General features: G+C 71.5%; 26 protein-coding genes. 20 read left to right on the top strand and 6 right to left on the bottom strand.

Annotated elements, in window-relative coordinates:
- Positions 1–51 precede the first annotated feature (51 nt).
- The 10 genes from VFQ84_RS05695 (at position 52) to VFQ84_RS05650 (ending at position 9624) form a co-directional block, all read left to right on the top strand.
- On the top strand, positions 52–1344 hold the full coding sequence (locus VFQ84_RS05695) for an amidohydrolase family protein (protein WP_325130104.1): 1293 nt from the start codon (positions 52–54) through the stop codon (positions 1342–1344).
- A gap of 100 nt (positions 1345–1444) precedes the next feature.
- On the top strand, positions 1445–2365 hold the full coding sequence (locus VFQ84_RS05690) for an ABC transporter ATP-binding protein (RefSeq protein ID WP_325130101.1): 921 nt from the start codon (positions 1445–1447) through the stop codon (positions 2363–2365).
- Positions 2362–3126, top strand: coding sequence for an ABC transporter permease (locus VFQ84_RS05685; protein WP_325130099.1), 765 nt, complete (start codon positions 2362–2364; stop codon positions 3124–3126). Before VFQ84_RS05690 ends, VFQ84_RS05685 begins: the two co-directional genes overlap by 4 nt.
- 72 nt (positions 3127–3198) lie before the next feature.
- Positions 3199–4062, top strand: a complete 864-nt coding sequence (gene trxA, locus VFQ84_RS05680; RefSeq protein ID WP_325130097.1) for a thioredoxin — start codon at positions 3199–3201, stop codon at positions 4060–4062.
- A 10-nt stretch (positions 4063–4072) separates the two neighbouring features.
- Complete coding sequence (locus VFQ84_RS05675) at positions 4073–4546, top strand: DUF4442 domain-containing protein (RefSeq protein WP_325130096.1); 474 nt, start codon at positions 4073–4075, stop codon at positions 4544–4546.
- A gap of 90 nt (positions 4547–4636) precedes the next feature.
- Entirely contained in the window at positions 4637–6937 is a 2301-nt protein-coding gene (locus tag VFQ84_RS05670; RefSeq protein WP_325130094.1) for a bifunctional serine/threonine-protein kinase/formylglycine-generating enzyme family protein, read from the top strand.
- A 33-nt stretch (positions 6938–6970) separates the two neighbouring features.
- Positions 6971–7621, top strand: a complete 651-nt coding sequence (locus tag VFQ84_RS05665) for a DUF502 domain-containing protein (RefSeq protein WP_325130091.1) — start codon at positions 6971–6973, stop codon at positions 7619–7621.
- A gap of 23 nt (positions 7622–7644) precedes the next feature.
- Positions 7645–8382: a queuosine precursor transporter gene (locus VFQ84_RS05660; protein ID WP_325130149.1), complete on the top strand. Its 738-nt coding sequence runs from the start codon at positions 7645–7647 to the stop codon at positions 8380–8382.
- Between the two features lie 97 nt (positions 8383–8479).
- Complete coding sequence (locus VFQ84_RS05655) at positions 8480–9109, top strand: hypothetical protein (RefSeq protein WP_325130089.1); 630 nt, start codon at positions 8480–8482, stop codon at positions 9107–9109.
- Positions 9106–9624 carry a hypothetical protein gene (locus VFQ84_RS05650; RefSeq protein ID WP_325130087.1) on the top strand — a complete coding sequence of 173 codons (519 nt, stop codon included), beginning with the start codon at positions 9106–9108 and terminating at the stop codon, positions 9622–9624. Before VFQ84_RS05655 ends, VFQ84_RS05650 begins: the two co-directional genes overlap by 4 nt.
- A gap of 31 nt (positions 9625–9655) precedes the next feature.
- Here VFQ84_RS05650 and VFQ84_RS05645 read toward each other — a convergent pair whose 3' ends face one another.
- The gene (locus VFQ84_RS05645; RefSeq protein ID WP_325130085.1) at positions 9656–10417 is read right to left on the bottom strand and encodes a DUF2189 domain-containing protein; all 762 of its coding nucleotides are present in this window, start codon (positions 10415–10417) and stop codon (positions 9656–9658) included.
- Positions 10418–10578: 161 nt separating this feature from the next.
- Here VFQ84_RS05645 and VFQ84_RS05640 point away from each other — a divergent pair, with 161 nt between their 5' ends.
- Positions 10579–11052: a nuclear transport factor 2 family protein gene (locus VFQ84_RS05640; RefSeq protein ID WP_325130083.1), complete on the top strand. Its 474-nt coding sequence runs from the start codon at positions 10579–10581 to the stop codon at positions 11050–11052.
- Between the two features lie 10 nt (positions 11053–11062).
- Here the strand turns inward: VFQ84_RS05640 and VFQ84_RS05635 are convergent, their stop codons facing one another.
- Together VFQ84_RS05635 and VFQ84_RS05630 are read right to left on the bottom strand one after the other, a co-directional pair.
- Positions 11063–12445 (bottom strand): MBL fold metallo-hydrolase, encoded by a 1383-nt coding sequence (locus VFQ84_RS05635; RefSeq protein ID WP_325130081.1) that lies wholly within the window; start codon positions 12443–12445, stop codon positions 11063–11065.
- Between the two features lie 92 nt (positions 12446–12537).
- On the bottom strand, positions 12538–14610 hold the full coding sequence (locus tag VFQ84_RS05630; protein ID WP_325130146.1) for a S46 family peptidase: 2073 nt from the start codon (positions 14608–14610) through the stop codon (positions 12538–12540).
- Between the two features lie 180 nt (positions 14611–14790).
- Here VFQ84_RS05630 and VFQ84_RS05625 point away from each other — a divergent pair, with 180 nt between their 5' ends.
- A complete protein-coding gene (locus VFQ84_RS05625) occupies positions 14791–15927 on the top strand; it encodes an autotransporter outer membrane beta-barrel domain-containing protein (RefSeq protein WP_325130078.1) in 1137 nt (378 codons plus the stop codon).
- A 99-nt stretch (positions 15928–16026) separates the two neighbouring features.
- The gene (gene tdh / locus VFQ84_RS05620) at positions 16027–17064 is read left to right on the top strand and encodes an L-threonine 3-dehydrogenase (protein ID WP_325130076.1); all 1038 of its coding nucleotides are present in this window, start codon (positions 16027–16029) and stop codon (positions 17062–17064) included.
- Between the two features lie 73 nt (positions 17065–17137).
- Here the strand turns inward: tdh and VFQ84_RS05615 are convergent, their stop codons facing one another.
- Complete coding sequence (locus tag VFQ84_RS05615) at positions 17138–17872, bottom strand: TorF family putative porin (RefSeq protein WP_325130074.1); 735 nt, start codon at positions 17870–17872, stop codon at positions 17138–17140.
- A 333-nt stretch (positions 17873–18205) separates the two neighbouring features.
- On the opposite strand from VFQ84_RS05615, the gene kbl reads away from it, so the two are divergent.
- Both kbl and VFQ84_RS05605 read left to right on the top strand, forming a co-directional pair.
- Complete coding sequence (gene kbl, locus VFQ84_RS05610) at positions 18206–19405, top strand: glycine C-acetyltransferase (RefSeq protein WP_325130072.1); 1200 nt, start codon at positions 18206–18208, stop codon at positions 19403–19405.
- Positions 19402–20121, top strand: coding sequence for a hypothetical protein (locus VFQ84_RS05605; protein ID WP_325130070.1), 720 nt, complete (start codon positions 19402–19404; stop codon positions 20119–20121). Before kbl ends, VFQ84_RS05605 begins: the two co-directional genes overlap by 4 nt.
- Here VFQ84_RS05605 and VFQ84_RS05600 read toward each other — a convergent pair.
- Positions 20118–20615 carry a GNAT family N-acetyltransferase gene (locus tag VFQ84_RS05600; protein ID WP_325130068.1) on the bottom strand — a complete coding sequence of 166 codons (498 nt, stop codon included), beginning with the start codon at positions 20613–20615 and terminating at the stop codon, positions 20118–20120. The two genes, VFQ84_RS05605 and VFQ84_RS05600, sit on opposite strands and share 4 nt — an antisense overlap.
- 4 nt (positions 20616–20619) lie before the next feature.
- Positions 20620–21378, bottom strand: a complete 759-nt coding sequence (locus VFQ84_RS05595) for a pseudouridine synthase (protein ID WP_325130066.1) — start codon at positions 21376–21378, stop codon at positions 20620–20622.
- 122 nt (positions 21379–21500) lie between these two features.
- On the opposite strand from VFQ84_RS05595, the gene VFQ84_RS05590 reads away from it, so the two are divergent.
- The 5 genes from VFQ84_RS05590 to VFQ84_RS05570 are packed head-to-tail and all read left to right on the top strand — an operon-like array spanning position 21501 to position 26288.
- A complete protein-coding gene (locus tag VFQ84_RS05590) occupies positions 21501–22454 on the top strand; it encodes an acyl-CoA desaturase (RefSeq protein ID WP_325130064.1) in 954 nt (317 codons plus the stop codon).
- On the top strand, positions 22451–23695 hold the full coding sequence (locus tag VFQ84_RS05585; RefSeq protein WP_325130062.1) for an NAD(P)/FAD-dependent oxidoreductase: 1245 nt from the start codon (positions 22451–22453) through the stop codon (positions 23693–23695). The genes VFQ84_RS05590 and VFQ84_RS05585 overlap by 4 nt, the downstream gene beginning before the upstream one ends.
- Complete coding sequence (locus tag VFQ84_RS05580) at positions 23617–24453, top strand: DUF1365 domain-containing protein (protein WP_325130144.1); 837 nt, start codon at positions 23617–23619, stop codon at positions 24451–24453. The genes VFQ84_RS05585 and VFQ84_RS05580 overlap by 79 nt, the downstream gene beginning before the upstream one ends.
- Positions 24454–24457: 4 nt before the next feature.
- Positions 24458–25738 (top strand): cyclopropane-fatty-acyl-phospholipid synthase family protein, encoded by a 1281-nt coding sequence (locus tag VFQ84_RS05575; protein WP_325130060.1) that lies wholly within the window; start codon positions 24458–24460, stop codon positions 25736–25738.
- A 1-nt stretch (position 25739) separates the two neighbouring features.
- Positions 25740–26288: a DUF2878 domain-containing protein gene (locus tag VFQ84_RS05570; protein ID WP_325130058.1), complete on the top strand. Its 549-nt coding sequence runs from the start codon at positions 25740–25742 to the stop codon at positions 26286–26288.
- The last annotated feature ends 24 nt before the right edge of the window (positions 26289–26312 follow it).

The raw sequence follows: 26312 nt of genomic DNA, 5'->3' as shown, positions 1-26312 counted from the left end.
CGCCGTGCCCGCCAGGGGGTAACATCGGGCTTCCATCCAAAGGGGAACCCCATGCGACCGACCCGTGCCCTGCTCCCGCTCGCCCTCTGCCTCGCCCTGCCCGCCGCCGCCCAGGCCGAAACCCTGGCCCTGCACTGCGGCCAGCTGTTCGACAGCGCCAGCGGCCGCAGCCGCGCCGAGCAGACCATCGTGGTCGAGGCTGGCAAGGTCCGCGAAGTCCGCGCCGGCCTGGCCGCGGTCGAGGGCGCCCGCTCGGTCGACCTGCGTGGCCACACCTGCAGCCCGGGCTGGATCGACCTGCACGTGCACCTGAACGGCCAGTCCAGCGCCCAGTCCTACTCCGAAGGTTTCCGGCTCAACCCCGAGTTCACCGTGCTGCGCTCGGTGGGCTATGCGCGCAAGACCCTGGACGCCGGCTTCACCACGGTGCGCGACCTGGGCGGCGTCACCACCCTGGCCCTGCGCGACGCCATCAACCAGGGCCTGATCGAAGGTCCGCGCATCTACGCCGCCGGCAAGCTGATCGCCACCACCGGCGGCCACGCCGACTCGACCAATGGCCTCAACCACCTGCTGGAGGAGGCGATCGGCGAGCCCGGTCCGGCCGAAGGCGTGATCAACAGCCCCGACCAGGCCCGCCAGGCCGTGCGCGAGCGCTACCAGGACGGCTCCGACCTGATCAAGATCACCGCCACCGGCGGCGTGCTCAGCTACGCCACCAGCGGCGACGGCCCGCAGTTCACGGTGGACGAGGTGCGCGCGGTGGTCGAGGCCGCCAACGACTACGGCTACCGCGTCGCCGCCCATGCGCACGGCAAGGAGGGCATCCGCCGCGCCATCGTCGGCGGCGTGACCTCGATCGAGCACGGCACCTACATGGACGACGAGCTCTTCGCGCTGATGAAGAAGAACGGCACCTGGTACGTGCCCACCATCAGCGCCGGCCGCTTCGTGGCCGAGAAGGCCAAGATCGACGGCTTCTACCCGGAGGTGGTGCGGCCCAAGGCGGCGCGCATCGGCTCGCTGATCCAGGGCACCTTCGGCCGGGCCTGGCGCGCGGGCGTGAAGATTGGCTTCGGCACCGATGCCGGCGTCAGCCTGCACGGCGACAACGCCGACGAGTTCCTGTTCATGGTCGAGGCCGGCATGCCGGCCGCGGCCGCGCTGCAGACCGCCACGGTCAACGCCGCCGAGGTACTGGGCGTCACCGACATCGGCCGCATCGCGCCGGGCTTCCGCGCCGACGTGGTGGCCATGCCGGGCGACCCGCTGGCCGACATCCAGGCGGTGAAGCGGGTCGACTTCGTGATGAAGGACGGCGTGATCGTCCGCAGCCCGGAGTAAGCCCCCGCCGCGGCATGACCGCGGTTGGGCAACCCATGGCACGGGGCGGCCGCGCCGGCGGCGGTCACACTGGCCGCCCCGCCCCCTGCTCCCGGCCGCCATGGAACTTGCACTGCAGACCCAAGGCCTGAGCCGCCGGTTCCCCGGCGGCCAGGGCGTGCACGCGCTCGACCTCGCGGTGCCGGCGGGCGCCATCTACGGCTTCCTGGGCCCCAACGGGGCCGGCAAGACCACCACCATCCGCCTGCTGCTGGGCCTGCTGCGCGCCGACGCCGGCGAGATCCGGCTGCTGGGCGAGCCGCTGGATCCGCTCCGCCGCGGCGTGCTGGCCCGGGTGGGCGCCCTGGTCGAGAACCCGTCGCTGTATCCACACCTCGACGGCCGCGCCAACCTCGAAGTCACCCGCCGCCTGCTGGGGCTGCCGGCGACCCGCGTCGGCGAAGTGCTAGAACGCATCGGCCTGGCCGCCGACGCCGGCCGCCGCGTCCGCGAGTATTCACTGGGCATGCGCCAGCGCCTGGGCATCGGCCTGGCCCTGCTGTCGCGGCCGCGGCTGCTGGTGCTCGACGAGCCCGGCAACGGCCTGGACCCCGCGGGCACCCAGCAGCTGCGCGGCTTCCTCCGGGAGCTGGTGGCCACCGAGGGCCTGACCCTGTTCCTGTCGAGCCACCTGCTCGGCGAGATCGACCAGCTGGCCAGCCATGTCGGCGTGCTCGACGGCGGCCGCCTGCGCTTCCAGGGCACGCTGGCGGCGCTGCGCGAGCGCGCCCGCCACGCCCTGCTGCTTCGCTGCGACGACCCGTCGCGCGCCGTGCGGGTGCTGGTCGATGCCGGCGAAGACCCGGCGCTGGCCGAGGGCCACGCCCTGCGTTTGTGGCCGCGCCTGCCGGTGGCGGAGATCAACCGCCGGCTGGTGGCCGCGGGCGTCGCCGTCACCCACCTGGCCATCGAACCGGTGACGCTGGAGCGCCTGTTCTTCGAACTCACCGGACCGGATCCGCGCCGGGAGCAGGTGGCATGAGCGCGCTGGCGGGGGCCCTGTGGGCCGAACAGCTGAAGCTGCGCGGCACGCTGGCGCTCTGGATGTGCCTGGTGGCGCCGGCGCTGGTGGTCGGCGTCTACGTCCTGCAGATCATCTTCTCCACCTTCCCCGCGCGCCTGGACCCGGCCGACGGCGCCAAGGCCTGGCAGGCCTTCATGCAGGCGACGCTGGTGCTGTGGGCCTTCCTGATGCTGCCGCTGCTGGTGACGCTGCAGGCGGCGCTGCTGGCGGGCCTGGAGCACCAGGGCCAGCAATGGAAGCACCTGCTGGCGCTGGCACCGCCGCGGCACGTGCACTACCTGGCGAAACTGATCGCGCTGCTGGCCATGCTGGGCCTGTCGCAGCTGGCGATGTTCGCGCTGGTGCCGCTGGGCGGCGCGGTGCTGATGCTGGCCAAGCCCGGCTTCGGCCTCGCCGGGGCGCCGCCCTGGACCACGCTGGGCGCCACCCTGGCCGCGATCTTCGGCGCGACCGTGCTGCTGGCGGCGCTGCACACCTGGATCGCCATCCGCTGGCGCAGCTTCGCGGTGGCCGTCGGCATCGGCATGGGCGCGACCGTGATGGGCTTCCTGGTCGGCCAGTCCGCCCGCTTCGGGCCCTGGTATCCGTGGTCGCTGCCGCTGCAGGTGCTGGCCGACGACGCCAGCGTGGCGCCACGGGTGCTGGCCTACAGCCTGGCCGGCGGCGTGGCCGCGACCCTGGCCGGCCTGGCCTGGTTCCGGCGCAGCGAGCCGGGCTGAGCCGGCACCGGGCTTGCGCCGGCGCCCTGCCGGTACCATCTGGGGATGTCACCCCACCCGGACGGACCCGCGATGACCCCCGCCAATCCCCACGTTTTCGACGCCGGCCTGCCGACCTTCGAACAGGACGTGCTGCTTAAATCCAAGGAAGTGCCGGTGCTGCTCGACTTCTGGGCGACCTGGTGCGGGCCCTGCAAGACCCTGGGCCCGGTGCTGGAGAAGCTGGCCACCGAGTTCAACGGCGGCTTCCTGCTGGCCAAGGTCGACGTCGACAAGGAGCAGCAGCTCGCCGGCTACTTCCAGATCAAGTCGGTGCCGACGGTGATGCTGGTCAAGGACGGCCAGATCGTCGATGGCTTCCCGGGCGCGCTTCCCGAGGGCCAGCTGCGCGAATTCCTCAAGCACCACGGCGTCGAGGCCCGGGCCGCGGTGGAGGAGGCGGCGCCCGAAGCCGAGGCGCCGGCCGACCCGCACGCCGAGGTGGTGCGCCTGCGCGCGCTGGTGCTGGCCGAGCCGGACAAGGACGAGCACCGGCTCGACCTGGCCCTGGCCCTGCTGCGCACCGGCGCCGTGGCCGAGGCCGAACAGCTGATCGACGCCCTGCCCGCCAACCTGGCGCAGGACGACCGCGCGCTGCGCGGACGCGCGCGCCTGGGCTTCGCCGCCCTGCTCAAGGACGCGCCGCCGGCCGCCGTGCTGGAAGCCGCGATCGCCGCCAATCCCGCCGACCTGCGCGCCCGCCACCTGCTGGGCGCGCGCCACCTGGTCGACGGCGACGCCGCCGCCGGCATGGAGCAGTTCCTGGAGATGCTGCGCCGCGACCGCGGCTTCGAGGACGGCCTGCCGCGCAAGGCGCTGATCGACGCCTTCCGCGTGGTCGAGGACGAGGACCTGGTCGGCCAGTACCGTCGCAAGATGGCCTCGGTGCTGTTCTGAGCGCGCCGGCATGAAAGCGAGCTCGCTCCGCCGCTACATGAACTTCTGGCCGCCGTTCCTGTTCGCCGGCATCCACATCACGCGCCTGGACGACGACTTCCGGCACGCCCGGGTCGAACTGCGCCAGCGCTGGTACAACCGCAACTACGTCGGCACCCACTTTGGCGGCAGCCTGTTCGCGATGACCGATCCGTTCTGGATGATCATGGTGCTGCGCCGGCTCGGCCGCGACTACTTGGTCTGGGACCAGGCCGCCGACATCCGCTTCACCAAGCCCGGCCGGGGCACGGTGTCGGTCGAGTTCGACCTGGACGAATCGGTGCTCGACGAGATCCGGGCCGCCGCGTCCGGGGGCGAGAAGGTGCTGCGCTGGTTCGAGATGGACGTCAGGGATGCCAGCGGCGACGTGGTGGCCAAGGTCCGCAAGCAGGTCTACGTGCGGCGGAAGCGGGACGCCGGCGCCGCCGCCACCCCGGGAACGTGAGCCAGTTCACACTTTCACAAATGGCTTGCCTGAACGGCCGGACGCCGTATGCTGGCCCTCCCGGCCCCCCGCCCCGCCCCCGACCGCGACATGCAGCAGGAAGAAGAACTCTCGCCTGATGAACTGACCGCGCTGCTCTCGAGCTACATGCCCGAGATCCCCGGCTATCGCGTGCTGCGCCGGATCGGCAAGGGCGGCATGTCGCAGGTGTACCTGAGCGTGCAGGAATCGCTGGACCGCCAGGTCGCCATCAAGGTGATGTCGCCGGCCGCGCTCACCGACGAAATCTCCAAGCAGCGCTTCGAGCACGAGGCGCGCACCATCGCCAAGCTCGAGCACCCCTGCATCGTCGGCATCCACGAGGTCGGACGCACCCGCCAGGGCCTGCTGTATTACGTGCTGCCCTACCTGGCCAAGGGCCACCTGGGCCAGCGCGACTTCACCCACGACGAAGACCGCGCGATCGAAGTGCTGCGCTCGCTGCTCTCCGCGCTGGAATACGCGCATGCGCGCGGCATCGTCCACCGCGACGTCAAGGCCGAGAACGTCCTGTTCGACAACGCCGACCGGCCGCTGCTCACCGACTTCGGCATCGCGCTGAGCAAGCGAGACCAGACCCGCATCACCACCGCCGGCCTGGCGGTCGGCAGCGGCGGCTACATGGCGCCAGAGCAGGCCCGCGGCGAAGTCGTGGACGGCCGCGCCGACCTCTACAGCGTGGGCGTGCTGGCCTACGAACTGCTGATGGGCCGCCTGCCCTACCAGGCCGCCGACCCGCTGGCGCTGGCGCTGATGCATGCCCAGGACCCGGTGCCGCGGCTGCCGCCCGAGAAAAAGCACTGGCAGCCCTTCCTGGACCGGGCGATGGCGAAGTCGCCCGACAATCGCTACCGCAACGCGCAGCAGATGCTGAGCGCGCTCAACCAGATCGCCAACGGCAAGCCGCCGGAACCCGCCGTCGACCTGGCCAAGCTGCGGGGCGCCGTGGCGCCCTACTGGAAGCCGGCGCTGGCGGCGATCGCCGGCGTGGCGGTGGTGGCCGTGGCGCTGGCCTGGTTCCTGCGCGACCCGCCGGCCGCGGCGCCGGAATCCGATTTCTTCACCGTGCAGGACGCCCCGGCCGTCGTGGCCCCGGCGACAACGCCCGCGCCCGACGAGGCGCCGCCGCAGGATGCCGTCGCCGCACCCGCGCCGGCCGAGGCGGCGACGCCGGCCGACGCGGCGGCGGCACCGGCCGCACCGTTCGCGCAGGTCAGCGCCGAAGTCACCGTCCACCCGCTCGACTACGACCCCACCCGGCCCGGTGCCCGCGAGCTCGCCGCCGCACGGCGCCAGATCGATCGCCAGCGCCTGAGCCTGCCGCCCGGCGACAACGCCATGGAGTCGCTGCGCGCCGCCCGCGACCTGGCGCCGCGCGAGCCGGCCATCGCCCGGCTGGCGGACGAAGTGGTGGCGTTCTACGCCGGCCGCATCGTCACCGCGGTCGAGTCCGGCCAGGACCAGGACGCGCTGGACGACCACGCACGCGTGGCTCCGTTCGTCGAGGACATGGCGCGCGCCGAGGGGGCACCCTGGACCCGCATGCGCGAGGCCCTGGTGCCGGCGCTGCTTGCCCGCCTGCAGGCCGGGCTGGAGCAGGTGGACGCCGACGCCGTGGCCCGCACCAAGTCGCTGGCCGGCTCGCTGGCCATCGACCCGGCGGCGCTGGAGCCGGCCTGGTCGCAGGCGGTGCAGCTGCCCAAGGCCGGCGACCCGATCGACGACAACGGCGTGGCGATGGTGCTGGTGTCGCTGCCGCGCGACGGCCGCCCCGGCCTGGCCGCGATGCGCACCGAAGTCACGCGCGGCGAATACGCCGCCTTCGACGCCGCCAGCGGTCGTGCCGAGGCGCGGTGCCGCAACCGCCTGGCGCCGATTTCACTCAAGCGCCGCAGCTGGGACGATCCAGGCTTCGGCCAGGCCGGCACCCACCCGGTGGTCTGCGTCAGCTTCGACGATGCCCGCGCCTATGCGCAGTGGCTGGGTCGCCGCACCGGCCATGAATACCGCCTGCCGACCCGCGCCGAATGGGTCCCGCTGGCCAGCTACCGCGGCACCGGCAACGCCTGCCGCGACGGCCGCATCGCCTGCGGCAACGAAGGCACCGTCGCCGCCAGCCAGGGACCCGCCAGCCACCTGGGCCTCACCGGCATGCGCGGCAACGCGCGCGAATGGCTGTCGGACTGCGACCGCGGCTGCGCCCGCCGTCTGGTCGGCGGCGTCGGCTGGCGCGATCCGGCCGCGCGCGCCAACCCGCAGGGCACCAACGATTTCGATGCCGACACCGGCTTCGACGACGTCGGCTTCCGCCTGGTGCGTGAAGTCACCGCCGAGGAACTGGCCGCACGCTGATTCGTCGAGCACCGATTGCCCTACAATCCGGGCATGCGACGACTCCGCGCCTATTTCTTCACCGGCCTGCTGACCCTGCTGCCGATCTGGCTGGTCTGGATCGTCTTCAAGTTCGTGCTTGCGCTGCTCTCCGACATCAGCCAGCCCTGGGTCGGCCCGCTGTCGGTGCGGCTGGCGGCGGCGCACCCGGCCTGGCTGGGCTGGATGGACGATCCCTGGGCGCAGGCCACGTTCGCCGTCATCGGCACGGTGCTGGTGATCATCGCGGTGGGCGCGCTGGCGCGGCGCGTGGTCGGGCAGCGGCTGCTGGCCTGGTTCGAAGGCATGATTGCCCGCATCCCGCTGATGAAGACCGTGTACGGCAGCGCGCGCAAGCTGCTCGACCTGCTGCAGACCAAGCCCGACGGCACCCAGCGCGTGGTGCTGATCGACTTCCCGCACCGCGAGATGAAGTGCGTGGGCTTCGTCACCCGCGTCGTGCGCGAACACGGCACCGGCCGCGAACTGGCCGCGGTGTACGTGCCCACCACGCCCAACCCCACGTCCGGCTACCTCGAGATCGTGCCGGTGGACCGGCTGACGCCCACCGACTGGACCGTGGACGAGGCGATGGCCTTCATCATCTCCGGCGGCGCGGTCAGCCCCGACACCATTCCCTTCCAGCGCGCGGGTGAGCAGGCGTGACCGGCCAGGAGCGCGCCAACCGCATGTTCCTGGTGCTGGCGGCGTTCTTCGTCAGCAACGCGCTGCTGGCCGAGTTCATCGGCGTGAAGATCTTCGCGCTGGAGGACACCCTGGGCCTGGCGCCGTTCGAGTGGAACCTGTTCGGCCAGACCGGTTCGCTCAACTTCACCGCCGGCACCCTGCTGTGGCCGATCGTGTTCGTGATGACCGACGTCATCAACGAGTTCTACGGCAAGCGCGGCGTGCGCTTCATCAGCTGGCTGGCGGTGGTGCTGATCGTCTACGGCTTCCTGTTCGCCTACGCGGCCATCGCGCTGGCGCCGGCGTCGTGGTGGGTCGGCGTGGCCGCCGAGCAGGGCGTGCCGGACTACCAGAAGGCGTTCGCCGCCGTGTTCGGGCAAGGGCTCTGGACCATCGGCGGATCCCTGGTCGCGTTCCTGCTGGGCCAGCTGATCGACGTCAGCGTCTTCCAGCGCATCCGCCGCCTCACCGGCGAGCGCATGGTGTGGCTGCGCGCCACCGGTTCGACCGCGGTGTCGCAGCTGGTCGACAGCTTCATCGTGCTGTACATCGCCTTCGTGCTCGGGCCGCAGCAGTGGCCGACCAGCCTGTTCCTGGCGGTGGGCAGCCTGAACTACGCCTACAAGATGGCCGCGGCGATCGCCCTGATCCCCCTGCTCTACCTGGTGCGCCGGGGCATCACCGCCTACCTGGGCCAGGGCCAGGCCGCGCAGCTGCGCGCGGCGGCCGCCCGGGACTGAGCCCCCGCGCACGCGGACCGGGTCGGCCAAGGGCTGGACGTTCCGCCTGCGTCGGGGACATCCTGCTGGCCCACGCCCTGCCCGCCGGATCCCGCCCATGCCCCGTTCGAACCCGTGGTTGCTCGCCAGCCTGCTGGCCTTGGGAGGCTGCGGCGGCCCGCCACCCGGGGCCCCGGCGACCGCCGCGGAGGTGGCGGCGATCGCCGCCGACGACGCCGGCGAATCGATGGCCGGGGACAGTCCGCTGGCACCGGTGGCCGGACTCGCGGCCGCGCACCTGGATCCGCTGGCGCAGGGCATCGCCGCCGAGAACGCCCGACTCGAGCAAACGCTGTCGCGCCTGCAGGACGCCCGGGATGACGCCGCCCGGCTGGTGGCGCTGGCCGGAATCGAGGCCGAGCGCCTGGACGCCGTCGGCGCCGAAGCCGCCGGCCTCGCGGTGCACGACTACCGCCGCCTGCGCGACGCGCTCTACGAGCACCTGGGGGCGATCGAGACCCGGACGGCGCTGGAAGCGGAGTACGGCGACCCCGACACCCGCGGCATGGACGCCGCCACCGCCGCCGAGGCCCGCCGCCAGGCCGGCGCGGTGATGGCGGCCTTGCCCGATCCTTATGCCGACCTCGATCCGGCGCTGGCCGACGCCCTGCGCGCGCGCCAGGGCGAGCTGCTGGCGCTGCGCAACACCTACATCCAGCGGCTGTTCCGGGTGGTCGACGGCCCATGAACCCCAGCGCGCCGCCGCGGCCCGGGGACGTCACCGACCGCATCCTCGATTTCCTGCGTTCGATCGGCCTGCCGGTGCGCGACGGCGACGCCGGCGGCGACGCCTTCCTGCCGGGCGTGCGCGTCGACGCCGGCGGGCTGGTGGTCGACCGCGCGCACCTGCGCTGGCCCGGCGACCTGCTGCACGAAGCCGGACACCTGGCGGTGCTGCCGCCGAGCCACCGCGCGGCGATGTCGGACGCCCTGGCCGGGCACGACGAGGTGCCGCATGCCGGCGAAATGGAGGCAACGGCCTGGGCCTACGCCGCCACCGTCGCGCTGGGGCTGGATCCGGCCGTGCTGTTCCACGCGGGCGGCTACCACGGCCGGTCCGCGGACCTGGTGCGGACCTACGCCTTGGGCGTCTACCCCGGGGCACACGGGCTGGTGCAGGCCGGCATGGCCAGCACCGGCGAGCAGGCGCGACAGCGCGGCGAAGCGCCCTACCCGCACATGCGGCGCTGGCTGCGCGAGTGACCGGCGCGCCGGTGCCGGCGCCCCCCGCGGGTCAGTCCAGGCGGGGCCACTCGCCCGCGTCCAGCGTCTCGCGGTAGCCGTGCCAGGCCGCGTAGGCCAGCCAGGGCATGACCACCACCAGCCCCAGGTAGGCGGTGAGGAAGCCCACCGCGGTCAGCGCGGCGATGATCACCGCCCACAGCAGGCAGACGCCCTTGTTGCGCAGCACGGCGTTCACGCTCGAGATGCCGGCGGTGACCATGTCCACGTCGCGGTCGGCGATCATCGGCAGCGAGAACGCAGCGATGGCGAAGGTCAGCGCCGCGAACACCGAGCCGGCCAGCGAGCCGATCAGCAGGAACTCGAGCAGCGCGCGCGTACTGCCATCCTCGATCGGCACGAAGGCGTTGACCATCATGCCGGCGCGCGACCACAGCAACAGGATCACCAGCTGCACCAGCGCGAACACGCCGGCCTGGCCCGCCACCCGGCGCGCCAGCACGAAGCTTTCGCGCAGCGTCGGCCGGCGCCCGGCCTCCAGCGCCCGGCTGACGCAGTACAGCCCGACCGCGATCAGCGGCGCCACGAACACGAAGCCCGACAGCAGCGTCGCCAGCAGCGCGAACCGCCCCAGCGACCAGGCCAGCGCCGACACGCCCAGGCTGACGACCAGCACGACCCCGCCGAACAACAGGCTCAGGCCGGGCGCGCGCCGGAAATCCCGCCAGCCCAAGACCAGCCAGCGCAGGGGCGCGCCGCGCGCCAGCGTCGCGCAGGGCACCACGAAGGGACGGTCGTTTTCGACGGGCGTCATGCCGGGCAGCCGGTGGCTTGGATTCGGCCGACGCTAGCACGTGGCCCGGCCGACGGGCTGCCCTCCGGCACGTCTGGCGCCGCCCGGCGCCGTGCTAGCGTCGCCGCGACGTTGTTCGCCCGACCGCCCCGGCCCCGGAGGGGCCCGCCATGGACCAGACAATGACCAAGCCTTCCCGCGCCCTCGCCGCACTGATGTTGATGACGATGTCCTTCGCCGCGGCCGCCGCCGCACCCGGCCCGGTGGACGTGGCCGCGCTGGAGCAGCAGCTGCGGGACGCCGAGACCGCCTTCGCGAAGTCGATGGCCGACCGGGACCTGCAGGCCTTCGGGGGCTTCATCGCCGAGGACGCCGTGTTCGTCAATGGCCGCCAGCCGCTGCGGGGCAAGACGGCGATCCTCGCCGCGTGGGCGGGCTACTTCGAAGGCGAACAGGCGCCGTTCGCCTGGGCGCCGGAAACGGTGGTGGTGCTGGACAGTGGCCGCCTGGGGCAGACCAAGGGACCGGTCACCGGCCCCGATGGCCAGCCGGTGCTCGAATTCCGCTCGACCTGGCGCCGCGACGACACGGGCCGCTGGCAGGTCGTGTTCGACGACGGGGCCTGCCGCTGCGCCCCGCCGCCGGCCGGCGACTGATCCGTCCGCGCTAGACCTCGCGCACCGCGTCGGGCCGGGCCAGCTCGACCGACGTGCCGCGCTCGCGCAGCTTGCCGGCCAGCGCCTCGCGGGCGTCGTCCTCGCCGTGCACCAACACCACCGGCGGCTTGTTGGCGAAGCCGTCGTACCAGTCCAGCAGCCCCGGCTGGTCGGCATGCGCCGACAGGCCACCGACGGTGTGGCGCTGGGCATTGACCTGGATGTCCTCGCCGAACAGCTTCACCCGCGGTGCGCCGTCCACCAGCCGGCGGCCCAGCGTGCCGCGCGACTGGTAGCCGACGAACATCACGTGCGACTGGCGGCGCCCCAGGTTCTGGCGCAGGTGGTGGCGGATGCGGCCGCCGTTGCACATGCCGGCGCCGGCGATGATGATCGCCCCGCGCTCGTGGGCGTTGATGCCGCGCGACTCCTCGACGCTTTCGGTGTAGCGCAGGTTCGGCAGCCGGAAGGGATGCGGCTGGCCGCGCCAGACGTCGCGCGCCTTGCTGTCGAACAGTTCGACGTGGCGGTCGTAGACCTCGGTGACCTTCGAGGCCATCGGGCTGTCGAGGAAGATCTTCCAGCGGTCGAGGTTCCAGCGGTCCCAGTAGCGGGCGAACCAGTACAGGATCTCCTGGGTGCGGCCGACCGCGAACGCGGGGATCAGCAGGTTGCCGCCGTCGGTCCAGGCGTGCTCGAGCACGTCGCCGATCTCGGTGACGGTGGCGGCGCGGTCGCGGTGGGCGCGGCCGCCGTAGGTCGCCTCCAGCAGAACCAGGTCGGCCTGGGCGACGGCTTCCGGGTCGCGCAGGATCGGCGTGCCCTTCATGCCCAGGTCGCCGGAGAACACCAGCACCCGCTCGTCGCCGCCGGCGCGTGCGCGCAGCTCGACGGTGGCCGAGCCCAGGATGTGGCCGGCCTCGCGGAACTGCACCGTCAGCCCGGGCAGGATCTCGCTGGGCTGGTGGTAGGGCAGCGCCCGCACCTGCCGCATCACCTGGCCGACGTCGGCGCGGGTGAACAGCGGTTTGTGCCTGGCGTGGCCGTCTTCGTTGCGCTTGTTGGCGTGCTCGGCGTCCATCTCGGCCAGGAAGGCCGAATCATCGAGCATGATCCGGAGCAGGTCGGCGGTGGCGGCCTGGGTCCAGATGGGCCCCTTGAAGCCGCGCTTGACCAGCACCGGCAGCCGGCCGCAGTGGTCGATGTGGGCGTGGCTGAGCACCAGCGCATCGACCGAGGCCGGGTCGAAGCCGAACGGCTCGAAGTTGCGCTTCTCGTCCTCCTCGCTGCCCTGGATCAGGCCGCAGTCGAGCAGGACGCGGTGGCCGCCGGCCTCGACCTCGTGGCAGGAACCGGTGACCTCACCGGCGGCACCGTGGAAGCGGACTCGCATGCTCGATCCTTGCGCGGTAGACGCCCAATGTATCGCAGAAACGACGACGGCCGGGCAAGCCCGGCCGTCGCCTTTGCAGCGCTTGGCGGGACTCAGCGCTTGGCGCCGAGCTCCTCGAGCAGGTGCGGCGCCGGGAACACCTTGTCCATGATCCAGACCATGTAGCGGTGGTCGACCGCGATCATGCGGGTCATGGTCGGGTCGAACACCCAGTTCGAGCTCACGCTCTCCCAGTTGCCGTCGAAGGCCAGGCCGACCAGCTCGCCCTTGCCGTTGAGCACCGGCGAACCGGAGTTGCCGCCGGTGATGTCGAGGTCGGACAGGAAGTTCACCGGCACCTTGGCCTTCTCGGCGGCGCTCATCGCGGCGGTGGCGTCGAGCTGGGCCTTGGGCGCGTCGAACGGCTCCACGCCGGTGGTCTTGGCGACCACGCCGTCCAGCGTGGTGAACGGCGTGTAGGCCACGCCGTCGCGGGGCGAATAGCCCATCACGTTGCCGTAGGTGATGCGCAGGCTGAGGTTGGCGTCGGGATAGACGGCCTGGCCCTGGCTGCGCTTGTAGTCCTGCACCGCGGCCAGGTAGACCGGGCGGTAGCGGGTGCTTTCGCCGCTGCGGACCTTGGCCTTGGTTTCCTGCTCGAGCATGGTCGGCTGCAGCGCGACGGCCAGCTTCACCAGCGGATCGGTGCTGGACTCGAAGGCGGCGCGGTCGGCATTGAACAGCGCCAGGCGGGCCTCGACGTCACCGACCCGGGTACCGGCGTAGGTTTCATCCAGGGCGCGCTGGATCGCGGCGGCATCGTTGCCGCCCAGCCAGGCGTCGATGGCGGCGACGCGCTGGTCGGCCGGCAGCTTCACGTACTCGGCCAGCCAGTAGGCCATCAGCTGCTTCTCCATGCCCGGGTCGAAGCGGCGATCGAGCTGGCGGGTGCCGCCCTCGATGCCCGGCAGGTCGCGCTCCTGGTAGCCCGGGGCGCGCTCGGCGTTGGGCTTCTCGCGCTCGATGGCCAGGCGGTACAGGCTGCGCACGTTGCCCAGCAGGCCGGTACCGGCGATCTGGCCGACGGCCAGGTCGCGGACGCGGGTTTCACGGGTCTCGGCCGACAGCTCGGCCAGGCGCGCGTGCGCTTCCAGCGCCGCCTTGCCCTCGTCGCCGCGGCTGCGCAGCCAGGCCAGCACGGCCTCTTCCTCGGCGCGCTTGGTCGCGGCCGCATCGATGCGCTCGAAGCCCTCGAGCTGGCCGTCCCAGTTCTTGCTGGTGTTGTTCCAGCCGCGCACCGAGGTGGCGTACTTCACCGCGACCTCGGGGTTGGCCTTGCCCGCGGCCTCGACCAGTTTGATCAGGTTCTTGAGGTGCTGGCCGACCACCGGGTACTGCCAGCCGGACACGTTCTGGAATTCGTCGAACAGCGCGTAGCGGTTGGTGCTGCCCGGGTAGCCGGCGACCATCACGAAATCACCCTCGTCGAGCGATTCGGTGGCGAGCTTGAGGTACTGCTTGGGCTTGAACGGCACGTTGTCGGCCGAATACGCCGCCGGCTTGCCGTCCTTGCCGACGTAGGCGCGGTAGAAGGTGAAGTCGCCGGTGTGGCGCGGCCACATCCAGTTGTCGATGTCGCCGCCGAAGGTGCCGATCGAATTCGGCGGCGCGTACACCAGGCGCACGTCCTTGATCTCGATCTGGCGGAACAGGCGGTAGGTCTGGCCACCGAAGAAGCTGTACAGCGTGCAGCGGTAGCCGGGCTCGGACTCGCAGCCGGCGATCAGCGCCTTCTGGGTGTCCTCGAGCGCCATCTGGCGGGCCAGGCCGTCCTGGTCGGGCGAGGTGGCCGCCAGCATCTTGTCGGTGACGTCGGTGATCTGGTCCATCACGTAGACGCGGGCGTTCGGACCGGCCGACAGCTCCTGGTCGCGGCTGGCGGCGATGAAGCCGTCGGTCATCAGGTTCTTCTCGGCGGTCGAGTTGAGCTGGATGGCGCCATAGGCGCAGTGGTGGTTGGTGACCACCAGGCCCTCGGGCGAGACCAGCGAGGCGGTGCAGCCGCCCAGCGCGACCACGGCGCCCATGGGGTCGCCGGTGAGGTTGGCGAGCTGCTTGGGATCGAGCTTGAGGCCCGCCTGCTTGAGGGGGCCGGCGATCTCCGGCAGCTGCTGGGGCACCCACATGCCTTCCTTGGCCTGGGCGGCGAAGGAAAGCGAGATGGCGGCGACGAGTACGGCAAGGCGCATGGTGGCTCCTGGGTCGGCTGGCAAACCCCAAGCCTAGCAGCGCCGGCGATTGCGGGGGCGTGAGGGCGGAGTAGACTTTCGACAGGGGACAACCGGGGACTGGATATGCGTGCACTCATGCCTTGCCTGCTGCTGTTGTTGCTGATGGCGGCGCCGGACCGCGCGCGGGCGCAATCACCCGACGACGCCCTTGCCGGAGGCTGGACCGCGGTGTGCGCGGGGGCGGCACCGGGTTCGGACCTGGCGACGCGCTGCGCCGAGATCTTCGCCGGCGGCCCCGGCAGCAACGCCGCCGCCGCGGCCGGCAATTTCCTGGGCGAAATCCCCGGCCAGGGCCGCGTCGCCACCCGCGACGGTTCGCCCGGCGACGAGGCCTTGCGGCAGGACCTGGGCGCCGGCTGGGCCGTGTTCACCTCCGCCGACGTGGGCCGGCTGAAGCGGCGCGACGGCAGCAACGAGGCGCCCTTCGACGGCGATACCGGCGCCCTGACCGCCGGCGTCGACTGGGCCCCGGGCAGCCCCTGGCGGCTGGGCCTGCTGCTCAACCACACGCGCGACTCGCTCGACTTCCTCGGCTCCGACGGCACCACCCGCACCCGCTTCACCGGGCTGATGGCCACCGGCGGCTGGAACCTGTCGGACGCGGTGTCGGTGGACGCCTACGCCGGCCTGCTGCAGGGCGACTACCGGCTGCGGCGGCAGATCGACTACAGCCTGCCCAGCGGCGTGAGCGTGCGCACCCTGGCCGCGGCCGACCCGGAGGCCGAGCGCCGGCTCGCGGGCCTGGGCCTGTCGTGGTTCCTGCCCGCGGGCGCCTGGGAGTGGCAGCTCGGTGCCGGCGTCGACTGGCAGCGGACCGACATCGATCCCTATGCCGAACGCGGCGGCGCCGGCCTGGCGCTGTTCGTGCCCGGACGCAGCATCACCAGCCAGCGCGGGCGGCTGGACGCCGCCCTGGCGCGCAATATCTCCGCCGGCTGGGGCGTCTGGCAGCCGATGGTGCGCGTGGGCTGGCGCCACGAGTTCGCCAATCCGGCACGGCCGCTCGGGGTGCGCTTCCTCGGCGACGCCAACGGCACCCGGGTGGTGTTCGAGACCGACGATGCCGACAGCGACTGGGCCGAGGCCGGGATTGGTGCGGTGTTCGTGTTCACCGGCGGGCACTCGGCCTTCGTCGAGGTCCGGCAGCGGCTGGGCCACGATTTCCTGCATGAGCGCCTGCTGGCGCTGGGCTGGCGGATCGAGCTGCCCTGAGTTCCGCGCCGCGGCCGGGCGGCCTTTCCGGGCGGTTCACGCCCGGCGCGTATAATCGCCGCCCAACCGGCCCGGTCGGGCCCACGCGGACGCAGAGAAATGGCACAGCCGATGATGAAGGCGCTGGTGAAGCGCCACGCCGAGAAAGGCATCTGGATGGAACAGGTGCCGGTGCCCACGCCGGGCCCGAACGAGGTGCTGATCAAGCTCGAGAAGACCGCGATCTGCGGCACCGACCTGCACATCTACAAGTGGGACGAGTGGAGCCAGCGCACCATCAAGCCCGGCCTGGTGATCGGCCACGAATTCGTCGGCCGCGTGGTCGGCATGGGCCCGGGCGTCACCGGCTACAAGGAAGGCGACCGCGTCTCGGCCGAGGGCCACATCGTCTGCGGCCACTGCCGAAACTGCCGCGCCGGCCGCCAGCACCTGTGCCCGAACACCACCGGCATCGGCGTCAACCGCAACGGCGCCTTCGCCGAGTACATCGTGATGCCGGCCTCCAACCTGTGGCCGATCCCGGACTCGATCCCGTCCGAGCTGGCCGCGTTCTTCGATCCCTATGGCAACGCCGCGCACTGCGCGCTGGAGTTCGACGTGGTCGGCGAGGACGTGCTGATCACCGGCGCCGGCCCGATCGGCATCATCGCCGCCGGCATCTGCAAGCACATCGGCGCGCGCAACGTGGTGGTGACCGACGTCAACGACTACCGCCTCAAGCTCGCCGCCGACATGGGCGCCACCCGCGTGGTCAACGTCTCCAAGCAGTCGCTCAAGGAGGTGATGAAGGACCTGCACATGGAGGGCTTCGACGTGGCGCTGGAGATGAGCGGCAACCCGCACGCCTTCAACGACATGCTCGACTGCATGTACAACGGCGGCAAGGTCGCCTTGCTCGGCATCCTGCCCAACGGCGCCGGCATCAACTGGGACAAGGTGATCTTCAAGGGCCTGGTGCTGCACGGCATCTACGGCCGCAAGATGTACGAGACCTGGTACAAGATGACCCAGCTGATCCAGTCGGGCTTCCCGCTGGGCAAGGTGCTGACCCACCAGATGCACATCGACGACTTCCAGAAGGGCTTCGAGCTGATGGAGTCGGGGCAGTGCGGCAAGGTGGTCTGCAGCTGGTCCTGACCGCCCGCGGCGGACGCAATGAAAACGGGGCGCCTTTCGGCGCCCCGTTTTGGTTTCCAGGCTTGCGTCGCGATCAGCCGCCGATCGAGAAGGTCAGCACCACGCGGCCGTCGGCCACTTCGCCGAAGTTGTTGGTGCCTTCGCCGTCAGTGTCGTAGTAACCGAGCGCGGCGTTCACCGGACCGAAGTCGCGGTTGAGGCTGACCGACCAGTCGCGGTAGTTGTCGATGCCGGTCGCGTTGTCGAAGGTGCTCATGCCGACGCCGATGTCCAGGCCGATGTCATGGCCAACGTCCCAGCTGCCGCCCAGGCCGAAGTACTGGCCACGCTCGCCGAGCGCGTAGACGTCGTTGGTGAAGCCGTAGGTCAGGCTCAGGGTCTCGGACCAGGTGACCGTGGTGATCAGCTCGTTGTAGTCGATGGTGCCGTAGCCGGACGCTTCGCCGATGTAGTTGTAGCGGTTGACCTGGATGTCGAAGTTCCAGGCGTCGTTGATGTCCGCGTTCCAGCCCAGGTAGGTGTCGATCTCGAGGTCCGGGCCGCCGTTGCCGAAGTCGACGTTCGAGGCCCAGGCGCCGACGTAGAAGCCGGAGTCGAAGTTGAGGTCGGCGCCGAGCTGCAGGGCCGGCTCTTCGTCGGTCTGCGACACGCCGCGGAAGACGTAGTCACTGGTCAGGGCGGCGTTCCAGCTGAAGATCGACGATTCTTCCTCGGCGGCGTCACCGCCCATCTCGTCCTGGGCGGAGGCCAGCATCGGCAGCGCGAGCAGCGCGGCGGCGAGCGCAAGCGAAAGCTTCTTGTGGTTCATCGGGATGTCCTCTGTTTTCTTGGGGCGAAGTGCAGCGGTGGTTGTTATTTGTTGCTTTGTCGTCCGTTTCGAATACCCGGACGGGGTGTTGAAAATAATGGCCGCAGTGTCCCCCAGCCCGGCCGGACAGGCATGCCGCAGCGCAGCATAGCGCCGGGCCCGCGGCCGGTCGAATGCCTCCGGCGGTCGGGCGCGAGGCCGGTAGGGCGCCCCGGGGCGCCAGGGCCAGGACCGCCGGACCGCTCCGGCCGCCGGGGTCGCGAGGCAGGACCTGACCCGCGGCGCGCTGAATCCGGATAATGGCGCCCTTCCCCGCCCGACGAGTCCCCGCCCATGTCCGATGCCGCCCTCGCCCGCTATGCCGCCGAACTCGACGCGATCCGCGCCCAGGGGCTGTTCAAGGCCGAACGCGTCATCACCGGCCCGCAGTCGGCCGAGATCACCCTGGCCGACGGCCGCACGGTGCTGAACTTCTGCGCCAACAACTACCTGGGCCTGGCCGACAATCCGGAGGTGATCGCGGCCGCGAAGGACGCCCTGGACACGCACGGCTTCGGCATGGCCTCGGTGCGCTTCATCTGCGGCACCCAGGACCTGCACAAGGAACTGGAGGCGAAGATCGCGGCCTTCTTCGGCAAGCAGGACACCATCCTCTACGCCGCCTGCTTCGACGCCAACGGCGGCCTGTTCGAGCCGCTGCTGGGCGAGGAGGATGCGATCATCTCCGACGCCCTCAACCACGCCTCGATCATCGACGGCGTGCGCCTGTGCAAGGCCAAGCGCTACCGCTACGCCAACTGCGACATGGCCGACCTCGAGAAGCAGCTGCAGCAGGCCCGGGCCGACGGCGCGCGCACGATCCTGGTCACCACCGACGGCGTGTTCTCGATGGACGGCTTCATCGCGCCCCTGGACCAGGTCGTGGCGCTGGCCCGCAAGTACGACGCGCTGGTGCACATCGACGAATGCCACGCCACCGGCTTCCTGGGCGACAGCGGCCGCGGCAGCGCCGAGGTCAAGGGCGTGCTGGACGGCATCGACATCATCACCGGCACCCTGGGCAAGGCGCTCGGCGGCGCACTGGGCGGTTTCACCACCGGCCGCGCCGAGGTGATCGAGCTGCTGCGCCAGCGCTCGCGCCCCTACCTGTTCTCCAATTCGCTGCCGCCGCACGTGGTGGCCGCGGGCACGAAGGTGTTCGACATGCTGGCCGCCGCCGGCGACCTGCGCGAGCAGCTCAAGGCCAACACCGCGTACTTCCGCGAGCGGATGACCGCCGCCGGCTTCGATCTCAAGCCCGGTGTGCACCCGATCGTGCCGGTGATGCTGTACGACGCCCCGCTGGCGCAGAAGTTCGCCCAGCGCCTGCTCGAGGAAGGCATCTACGCGATCGGCTTCTTCTTCCCGGTGGTGCCCAAGGGACAGGCCCGCATCCGCACCCAGATGAGCGCCGCCCACACCCGCGAGCACCTCGACCGCGCCATCGACGCCTTCACCCGGGTCGGCCGCGAGCTCGGCGTCATCGGCGGGTGAGCCGCGCGCGCAAGCGCTGGCTGGTCGCCGGCGGCCTGTTGCTGGCCTGGCTGGCGGTGCTGCGCTGGGGCAACGACGTCGCGATCGCGCTGGAGGACGACGCGCCCAGCCGCAGCCACGGCACGCCCGGCAACGGCCGGCTGGAGAACGGCAAGCGGCTGCCCAGCCGGGGCGACAACTTCCGCGCCTATTCCTCGCTCGGCACCCTGGCCGGGCGCAACGCGGTGCACCACGCGGTGCGCAATTCCGTGGTCGACGCCTACGCCACGCTCGCGACCACGCGGCCCGCCACGCGCTACGTCTATGCGGAAACCGGCTGGCCGTCCGGCGGGCGCTTCCGTCCGCACCGCACGCACCGTAACGGCATGGCGGTCGACTTCCACGTGCCGGTGGTCGACGCCGAAGGCCGGTCGCGCTGGCTGCCGACCGCCGCCTGGAACCAGTGGGGCTACGGCCTGGAATTCGACGCCGAGGGCCGGCTGGGCGGGCTGCGCATTGATTTCGAGGCCATGGCTGCGCACCTCCTGGCGCTCGACGAGGCGGCGCGTGGCCATGGCCTGCGCATCGAGGTGGTCATCTTCGATCCGCCGCTGCACGCCGCGCTGTTCGCGGCCGAGGGCGGCGCCCGCCTGCGCCAGCGCGTGCGCTTCAGCCCGCGGGCAGCCTGGGTGCGGCACGACGAGCACTACCACGTGGTGTTCGCGCCGGCGGGCTAAGGCCTCAGGCGCGCCATCGAAAGAGCGTCCACGAAGGCGCCGTCGCGGAAGGCGAAATCGCGGTGTCGGCCCTCCTCCACGAATCCGTGTCGCGCGTATAGCGCGATGCCGGCCACGTTGTCGGCATAGACCTGCAATTCGAGGCGGCTCAGCTGCAACCAGCGGTCGGCCAGGTCGATGGCGGCCGCCAGCAGCGCGGTGCCGACGCCGCGTCCCTGCCAGTCGTCACGCACGCCGATGCCCAGGTCACCGACGTGGCGGCGGCGGGGATTGGCGGAGACGTACAGGCCGAGCTGGCCCACCACCTCGTCGCCAGCGCAGGCCAGCAGCACGTGGGCGTTCGGGTTGGCGACCTGCAGCCGCTGCCGCCAGAGGTCCAGCGACGGGAACGGCAATTGCAGCGTCCCGGCCTGGGCGCGTGGCGCGACGTAGATAGCCTGCACGGCGGCGAAATCCTCGGGCTCGGCGCGACGCACGGTGATGGGCGGGGTCATGGCTTCAGTCAACGGTGGGCAGGGCCAGTCCCAATACTTCCCCAGCCGTGAGCTCGCGCCAAGCCCCCTTCGGCAGCTCGCCCAGCGCGACGCCGCCGATCGCAACCCGGACCAGGCGCAGCACGCCCAGTCCGTGCGCGGCCAGCAGGCGGCGGATCTGGCGGTTGCGGCCTTCGTCCAGCACGATCTCCAGCCAGGCGTTGCGGGTGCCGCTGCGCAGCAAGGCCGCGGACTTCGCCGACAGCGGCTCGCCGGCGTCCACCACGCCCGCGACCAGCGCCGCCAGCAGGTCCGGCCCGGGGATCGCGTCGACCTGCACGTGGTAGGTCTTGTCCAGGCCCTGCACCGGGTCGGTGATGGCCGCGGCCCAGGCCGGGTCGTTGCTCAGCAGCAGCAGGCCCTCGCTGGCCTGGTCCAGCCGGCCCACCGGCGCCAGCCAGGGCAGGCCGCTTCCGGCCAGGCAGTCGTAGACGGTGCCGCGGTCGCGTTCATCGCGGGCCGTGGTGACCAGGCCGCGGGGCTTGTTCAGCGCGACGTAGACGCGCGCGGCGGCCCCCAGGGCGCGCCCGTCCACCGCGACCTGGTCCAGGCCCTGGCGCACCGGATGCTCGGGATCGGTGACGCGGCGGCCGTTGACCGCCACCCGGCCCGCGCGCACCCACTCGGCGGCCTGGGTGCGCGAACACAGCCCGGCCTTGGACAGCACGCGCGCTATACCGTGGCGCACGGTCGCGGCCGGTCGGTGGGAAGGGGGCGATCGCATCCGCGGAGCATGGCGCATGCGTAGTCAACACGGCTAGTCTTCGTCGTCGTGCGACGCCTGCGGTATGCCGCGGCGCCGCCGGTTCACCGACCCATCACCGCCGGATACCGACCATAGATCCCATGCCTGACCGCCATTCCGACGCCCCGTCCCCCTGGCGCCGCGCCCTGCGCGCGGCCGCCCTCTGGTTCGACACCTCCGCGGCGCCCGTCGAAGGCGAGGACCCGGACCGGATCGACTGGCTCCGGGTGGTGCCGTTCATCGCCCTGCACCTGGCCTGCCTGGCGGTGTTCTGGGTCGGTTTTTCGTGGTTCGCGCTTGGCATCGCGGTGGCGCTGTACGCCGCGCGCATGTTCGCGATCACCGGCTTCTACCACCGCTATTTCTCGCACAAGGCCTTCCGCACCTCGCGGCCGGTGCAGTTCGTGTTCGCGGTGGTCGGCGCGGCCTCGGTGCAGCGCGGGCCGCTGTGGTGGGCGGCGCACCATCGGCACCATCACCGCTTCGCGGACACCGAGCACGACATCCATTCGCCGCGGCACGGGTTCTTCCGCAGCCACATGGGCTGGTTCCTGACCCGCCGCGGCTTCGCCACCAACCTCGACGCCATCAAGGACTTCGCGCGCTTCCCCGAGCTGCGCCTGCTCGACCGCTTCGACATCCTGGTGCCGGTGCTGCTGGCCGTGGGCCTGTATGCGCTGGGCGCGTGGCTGGAAGGCGCGTATCCGGGCCTGGGCACGAGCGGGCCGCAGCTGCTGGTGTGGGGCTTCTTCGTGTCCACCATCGTGCTGTTCCACGTCACCGTCACCATCAACTCGCTCGCGCACCGCTGGGGCACGCGCCGCTTCGCCACCCGCGACGACAGCCGCAACAATGCCCTGCTCGCCCTGCTGACCTTCGGCGAGGGCTGGCACAACAACCACCACCACTTCCCCGGGTCGGCGCGGCAGGGCTTCGCCTGGTGGGAGCTCGACATCACCTACCTGGTCCTGCGCACGATGGCCCTGTTCGGATTGGTCCGCGACCTCAAGCCGGTGCCGGCCAACATGCGCACCGCGCGTCCGGAATCGGCATGAGGATCGCGGTCATCGGCAGCGGCGTGGCCGGCATGGGCGCGGCCTGGCGGCTTTCGCGCGAGCACGAGGTGGTGCTGTTCGAGCGCGAGTCGCGCCTGGGTGGCCACACCCACACGCATACGGTGAGCCAGGGCGAGCGCAGCTACTCGGTCGACAGCGGCTTCATCGTCTTCAACGCCGACAACTACCCGCTGTTCTCGCGCATGCTCGACGACCTGGGCGTGCCGTCGCAGGCCACCACCATGAGCTTCTCGGTGCAGGACGCGCGCAGCGGGCTCGAGTACAACGCCACCGACTTCGACAGCCTGTTCTGCCAGCGCCGCAACCTGGTGTCGCCGCGGTTCTGGGGCATGGTGCGCGACATCCTGCGCTTCTACCGCGAAGCGCCGGCGCTGCTGGCGCTGCCGGGCGACGGGCCGTCGCTGGGCGACTACCTGGCGCAGAACCGCTATTCGGCGATGTTCATCGAGGACCACCTGGTGCCGATGGCCTCGGCGCTGTGGTCGTCGCCGGCGGAAGGCATCATGGGCTTCCCGGCGAAGTACCTGGCGCGCTTCATGGACAACCACCACATGCTGCAGGTGCAGGGTCGCCCGCCCTGGCGCGTGGTGACCGGCGGCTCGTCGAGCTACATCCGCGCGCTCGAGAAGGACTGGGCGGTGCAGGTGCGGCTCTCCAGCCCGGTCCGTCGCGTGCACCGCGACGCCGACGGCGTGGACGTGCACACCGACACCGGCGTCGAGCGCTTCGACCAGGTGGTGCTGGCCTGCCACAGCGACCAGGCCCTGGCCCTGCTGGCCGACCCCAGCGCGGCCGAGACCGAGGTGCTGGGCGCCATCCCCTACCAGGCCAACGAGACCGTGCTGCACACCGACGCCCGCCTGCTGCCGAGCCGCCGCAAGGCCTGGGCCGCCTGGAGCGCCTACGTGCCAGCCGAGCCCGGCGCGGCCTGCACCGTCAGCTACTGCATGAACCTGCTGCAGGGCATCGAGTCGCGCGATCCGTTCGTGGTCACGCTCAACCGCAGCAAGGACATCGATCCCGCCAAGGTGCTGGCGCGCATGCGCTACCACCACCCGGTCTACACCCACGCCAGCGTCGCCGCGCAGTCGCGCCGCGGCGAGGTCAGCGGCGTGAACCGGACCTGGTACGCCGGCGCCTACTGGGGCTTCGGCTTCCACGAGGACGGCCTGCGCAGCGGCATCGAGGTCGCGCGGGCGCTGGGCGCTTCGTGGCCCTGAACTCCGCCATCTACGAAGGCTGGGTGCGGCACCGCCGCTACGCGCCGCGGCCGCACGATTTCCGCTACCGGATGTTCCAGCTCTACCTCGACCTGTCCGAGCTGGACCGGGTGTTCGCGGGCCGCTGGTTCTGGTCGGTGGGCCGGCGCAACCTGGCCCAGTTCAAGCGCAGCGACTACCTGGGCGATCCGGCCGTGCCGCTCGACACCGCCGTGCGCGACCGGGTCGAGGCCGCGCTGGGCCGGCGCCCGGACGGCCCGATCCGCCTGCTCACCCACGGCCGCTATTTCGGCGTGGTGATGAACCCGGTGAGCTTCTACTACGGCTTCAAGGCCGACGGCCGCACGCTGGACTGGATCCTGGCCGAGATCACCAACACCCCCTGGAACGAGCGCCACGCCTACCTGCTGCCGGTGGACCGCGCCGAGCGCCGCGGCGACGCCCTGCACTGGGACTTCGACAAGGCCTTCCACGTGTCGCCCTTCATGGCCATGCAGCGGCGCTACCGCTGGGCCTTCCAGGTGCCCTGCGAGGGCCTGCGGGTGCACATGGACGTGCTCGACGGCGAGGCCCGCGAGTTCGACGCCACCCTGGTGCTGGCGCGCCGGCCGGCCGACGCGCACACGCTGGCTTCATGCCTGGCGCGGTATCCATTCATCACCGTGAAGGTCGCGGCCGCCATCTACTGGCAGGCGGCCCGCCTCTGGTTCAAGCGCATTCCGTTCCATCCGCACCCTGAAAGCCCGACCCGGAGTTGATTCGATGAGCAGTCCCGCCGACACCCTGGCCCGCGCCTCCGACGCCGCCAGCCGCTACGGCGCGCTGGACCGGTTCCTGCGCAAGCGCCTGCTGGCGACCCTGGACGGCCTGTCCGGCGGCCAGGTGACCGTTCGCGACGGGCTGGGCACCGTGACCCTGGGCGAGGCCAGCGGCGGCCTCTCGGTCACGCTGGAGGTGCTGGACGCCGGTTTCTACCGGGCGCTGGCCGGCAACGGCTCGGTCGGGGCCGGCGAGGCCTACATGGACGGCCTGTGGCGCTGCGACGACCTGGTCGGCCTGGTCCGGCTGCTGGTGATCAACCGTGACCGCCTGGACGCCATGGAGACCGGCCTGGCCCGGCTCGGCGGCCTGGCCATGCGCGGCCTGCACGCGTTCAACCGCAACACGCGCGGCGGCAGCCGCCGCAACATCGCCGCCCACTACGACCTGGGCAACGACCTGTTCGAGCTGTTCCTGGACGAGAACCTGATGTACTCGTCGGCGATCTTCGCCGAGCCGGGCGAGTCGCTGGAGGCGGCGCAGCGCCGCAAGCTCGAGCGGATCTGCCGCAAGCTCGACCTCAAGCCCTCCGACCACCTGGTCGAGATCGGCACCGGCTGGGGCGGGATGGCGCTGTACGCGGCCGCCAACTTCGGCTGCCGGGTCACCACCACCACCATCTCCCGCGAACAGCACGCGCTGGCCACCGCGCGCATCGCGCAGGCCGGCCTGTCGGACCGGGTGACGGTGCTGCTGGAGGACTACCGCGACCTCACCGGCCACTACGACAAGCTGGTGTCGATCGAGATGATCGAGGCCATCGGCCACCAGTACCTCGGGACCTACCTGGACAAGTGCGCCTCCCTGCTCAAGCCCGAGGGGCTGGCGCTGATCCAGGCGATCACCATCGAGGACAGCCGCTACGAGCAGGCGCTGGGCTCGGTCGACTTCATCAAGCGGCATATCTTCCCGGGCAGCTTCATCCCCTCGGTGAGCGCGATCACCGGCGCCGCGGCGCGCGCCAGCGACCTGCGCCTGGTGAACCTCGAGGATATCGGCCCGAGCTACGCCATCACCCTCAACCACTGGCGCCAGCGCTTCCTCGCCAAGCTCGACCAGGTGCGGGCGCTGGGCTACGACGAGCGCTTCATCCGGATGTGGGAGTTCTACCTGTGCTACTGCGAGGGCGGCTTCATCGAGCGCTCGATCGGCGACGTGCACCTGCTGTTCGCCCGGCCCGGCAATCGCCGGCCGCAGTACCTGCCCGCGCCCGAGGCGACCTGACGTGAACCGCGCCCTCGCCACCGCGGCGAACGTAGTCGGCTACCAGGCGGTCTGGCTGGCCAGCATCGCCGGCGCCGGCGCCGGCCACGTCTGGGCCGGGCCGCTGGCGGCGCTGGCCTTCGTGGCCGCCACGCTCGCCTTCGGCGGCCGCCGCGGCCGCGACCTGCGCCTGCTGGCGGTGGCGCTGCCGCTGGGCATCGCGCTCGACACCGCCTTCGCCGCCTCCGGCTGGCTGCGCTACGCCGAGCCCTGGCCCTGGACCTGGGCCGCGCCGGTCTGGATCTGGTCGCTGTGGGCCGGCTTCGCCATGACCCTGAACCACTCGATGGCCTTCCTGCGCGAGCGGCCGCTGGCAGCCTGCCTGCTGGGCCTGGTCGGCGGGCCGCTGGCCTACTGGACCGCGGCGGGCGCGTTCGACGCGGTCAGCTTCGGCGCCCCGGTGGCCGCCGTCATGGGCGCGCTGGCGCTGGGCTGGGCCGTGGTGCTGCCGGCCCTGTTCGCGCTGGACACGCGCCTGTGGGCGAAAGCGCCGGAAAAGGCGCTGGCGTGAACTGCTGGCAATCCCTCGGCATCG

The organism is Arenimonas sp., from assembly GCF_035721105.1.
GTDB lineage: Bacteria > Pseudomonadota > Gammaproteobacteria > Xanthomonadales > Xanthomonadaceae > Arenimonas.
The sequence above is the reverse complement of the archived record's forward strand: the minus strand, read 5'-3'. Positions and strand labels throughout refer to the sequence as shown.

Coding starts and splice junctions, on each gene's coding strand:
- VFQ84_RS05695 (WP_325130104.1), top strand. CDS start 52: ATGCGACCGACCCGTGCCCTGCTCCCGCTCGCCCTCTGCCTCGCCCTG.
- VFQ84_RS05690 (WP_325130101.1), top strand. CDS start 1,445: ATGGAACTTGCACTGCAGACCCAAGGCCTGAGCCGCCGGTTCCCCGGC.
- VFQ84_RS05685 (WP_325130099.1), top strand. CDS start 2,362: ATGAGCGCGCTGGCGGGGGCCCTGTGGGCCGAACAGCTGAAGCTGCGC.
- trxA (WP_325130097.1), top strand. CDS start 3,199: ATGACCCCCGCCAATCCCCACGTTTTCGACGCCGGCCTGCCGACCTTC.
- VFQ84_RS05675 (WP_325130096.1), top strand. CDS start 4,073: ATGAAAGCGAGCTCGCTCCGCCGCTACATGAACTTCTGGCCGCCGTTC.
- VFQ84_RS05670 (WP_325130094.1), top strand. CDS start 4,637: ATGCAGCAGGAAGAAGAACTCTCGCCTGATGAACTGACCGCGCTGCTC.
- VFQ84_RS05665 (WP_325130091.1), top strand. CDS start 6,971: ATGCGACGACTCCGCGCCTATTTCTTCACCGGCCTGCTGACCCTGCTG.
- VFQ84_RS05660 (WP_325130149.1), top strand. CDS start 7,645: ATGTTCCTGGTGCTGGCGGCGTTCTTCGTCAGCAACGCGCTGCTGGCC.
- VFQ84_RS05655 (WP_325130089.1), top strand. CDS start 8,480: ATGCCCCGTTCGAACCCGTGGTTGCTCGCCAGCCTGCTGGCCTTGGGA.
- VFQ84_RS05650 (WP_325130087.1), top strand. CDS start 9,106: ATGAACCCCAGCGCGCCGCCGCGGCCCGGGGACGTCACCGACCGCATC.
- VFQ84_RS05645 (WP_325130085.1), bottom strand. CDS start 10,417: ATGACGCCCGTCGAAAACGACCGTCCCTTCGTGGTGCCCTGCGCGACG.
- VFQ84_RS05640 (WP_325130083.1), top strand. CDS start 10,579: ATGACCAAGCCTTCCCGCGCCCTCGCCGCACTGATGTTGATGACGATG.
- VFQ84_RS05635 (WP_325130081.1), bottom strand. CDS start 12,445: ATGCGAGTCCGCTTCCACGGTGCCGCCGGTGAGGTCACCGGTTCCTGC.
- VFQ84_RS05630 (WP_325130146.1), bottom strand. CDS start 14,610: ATGTGGGTGCCCCAGCAGCTGCCGGAGATCGCCGGCCCCCTCAAGCAG.
- VFQ84_RS05625 (WP_325130078.1), top strand. CDS start 14,791: ATGCCTTGCCTGCTGCTGTTGTTGCTGATGGCGGCGCCGGACCGCGCG.
- tdh (WP_325130076.1), top strand. CDS start 16,027: ATGGCACAGCCGATGATGAAGGCGCTGGTGAAGCGCCACGCCGAGAAA.
- VFQ84_RS05615 (WP_325130074.1), bottom strand. CDS start 17,872: ATGAACCACAAGAAGCTTTCGCTTGCGCTCGCCGCCGCGCTGCTCGCG.
- kbl (WP_325130072.1), top strand. CDS start 18,206: ATGTCCGATGCCGCCCTCGCCCGCTATGCCGCCGAACTCGACGCGATC.
- VFQ84_RS05600 (WP_325130068.1), bottom strand. CDS start 20,615: ATGACCCCGCCCATCACCGTGCGTCGCGCCGAGCCCGAGGATTTCGCC.
- VFQ84_RS05595 (WP_325130066.1), bottom strand. CDS start 21,378: ATGCGATCGCCCCCTTCCCACCGACCGGCCGCGACCGTGCGCCACGGT.
- VFQ84_RS05590 (WP_325130064.1), top strand. CDS start 21,501: ATGCCTGACCGCCATTCCGACGCCCCGTCCCCCTGGCGCCGCGCCCTG.
- VFQ84_RS05585 (WP_325130062.1), top strand. CDS start 22,451: ATGAGGATCGCGGTCATCGGCAGCGGCGTGGCCGGCATGGGCGCGGCC.
- VFQ84_RS05575 (WP_325130060.1), top strand. CDS start 24,458: ATGAGCAGTCCCGCCGACACCCTGGCCCGCGCCTCCGACGCCGCCAGC.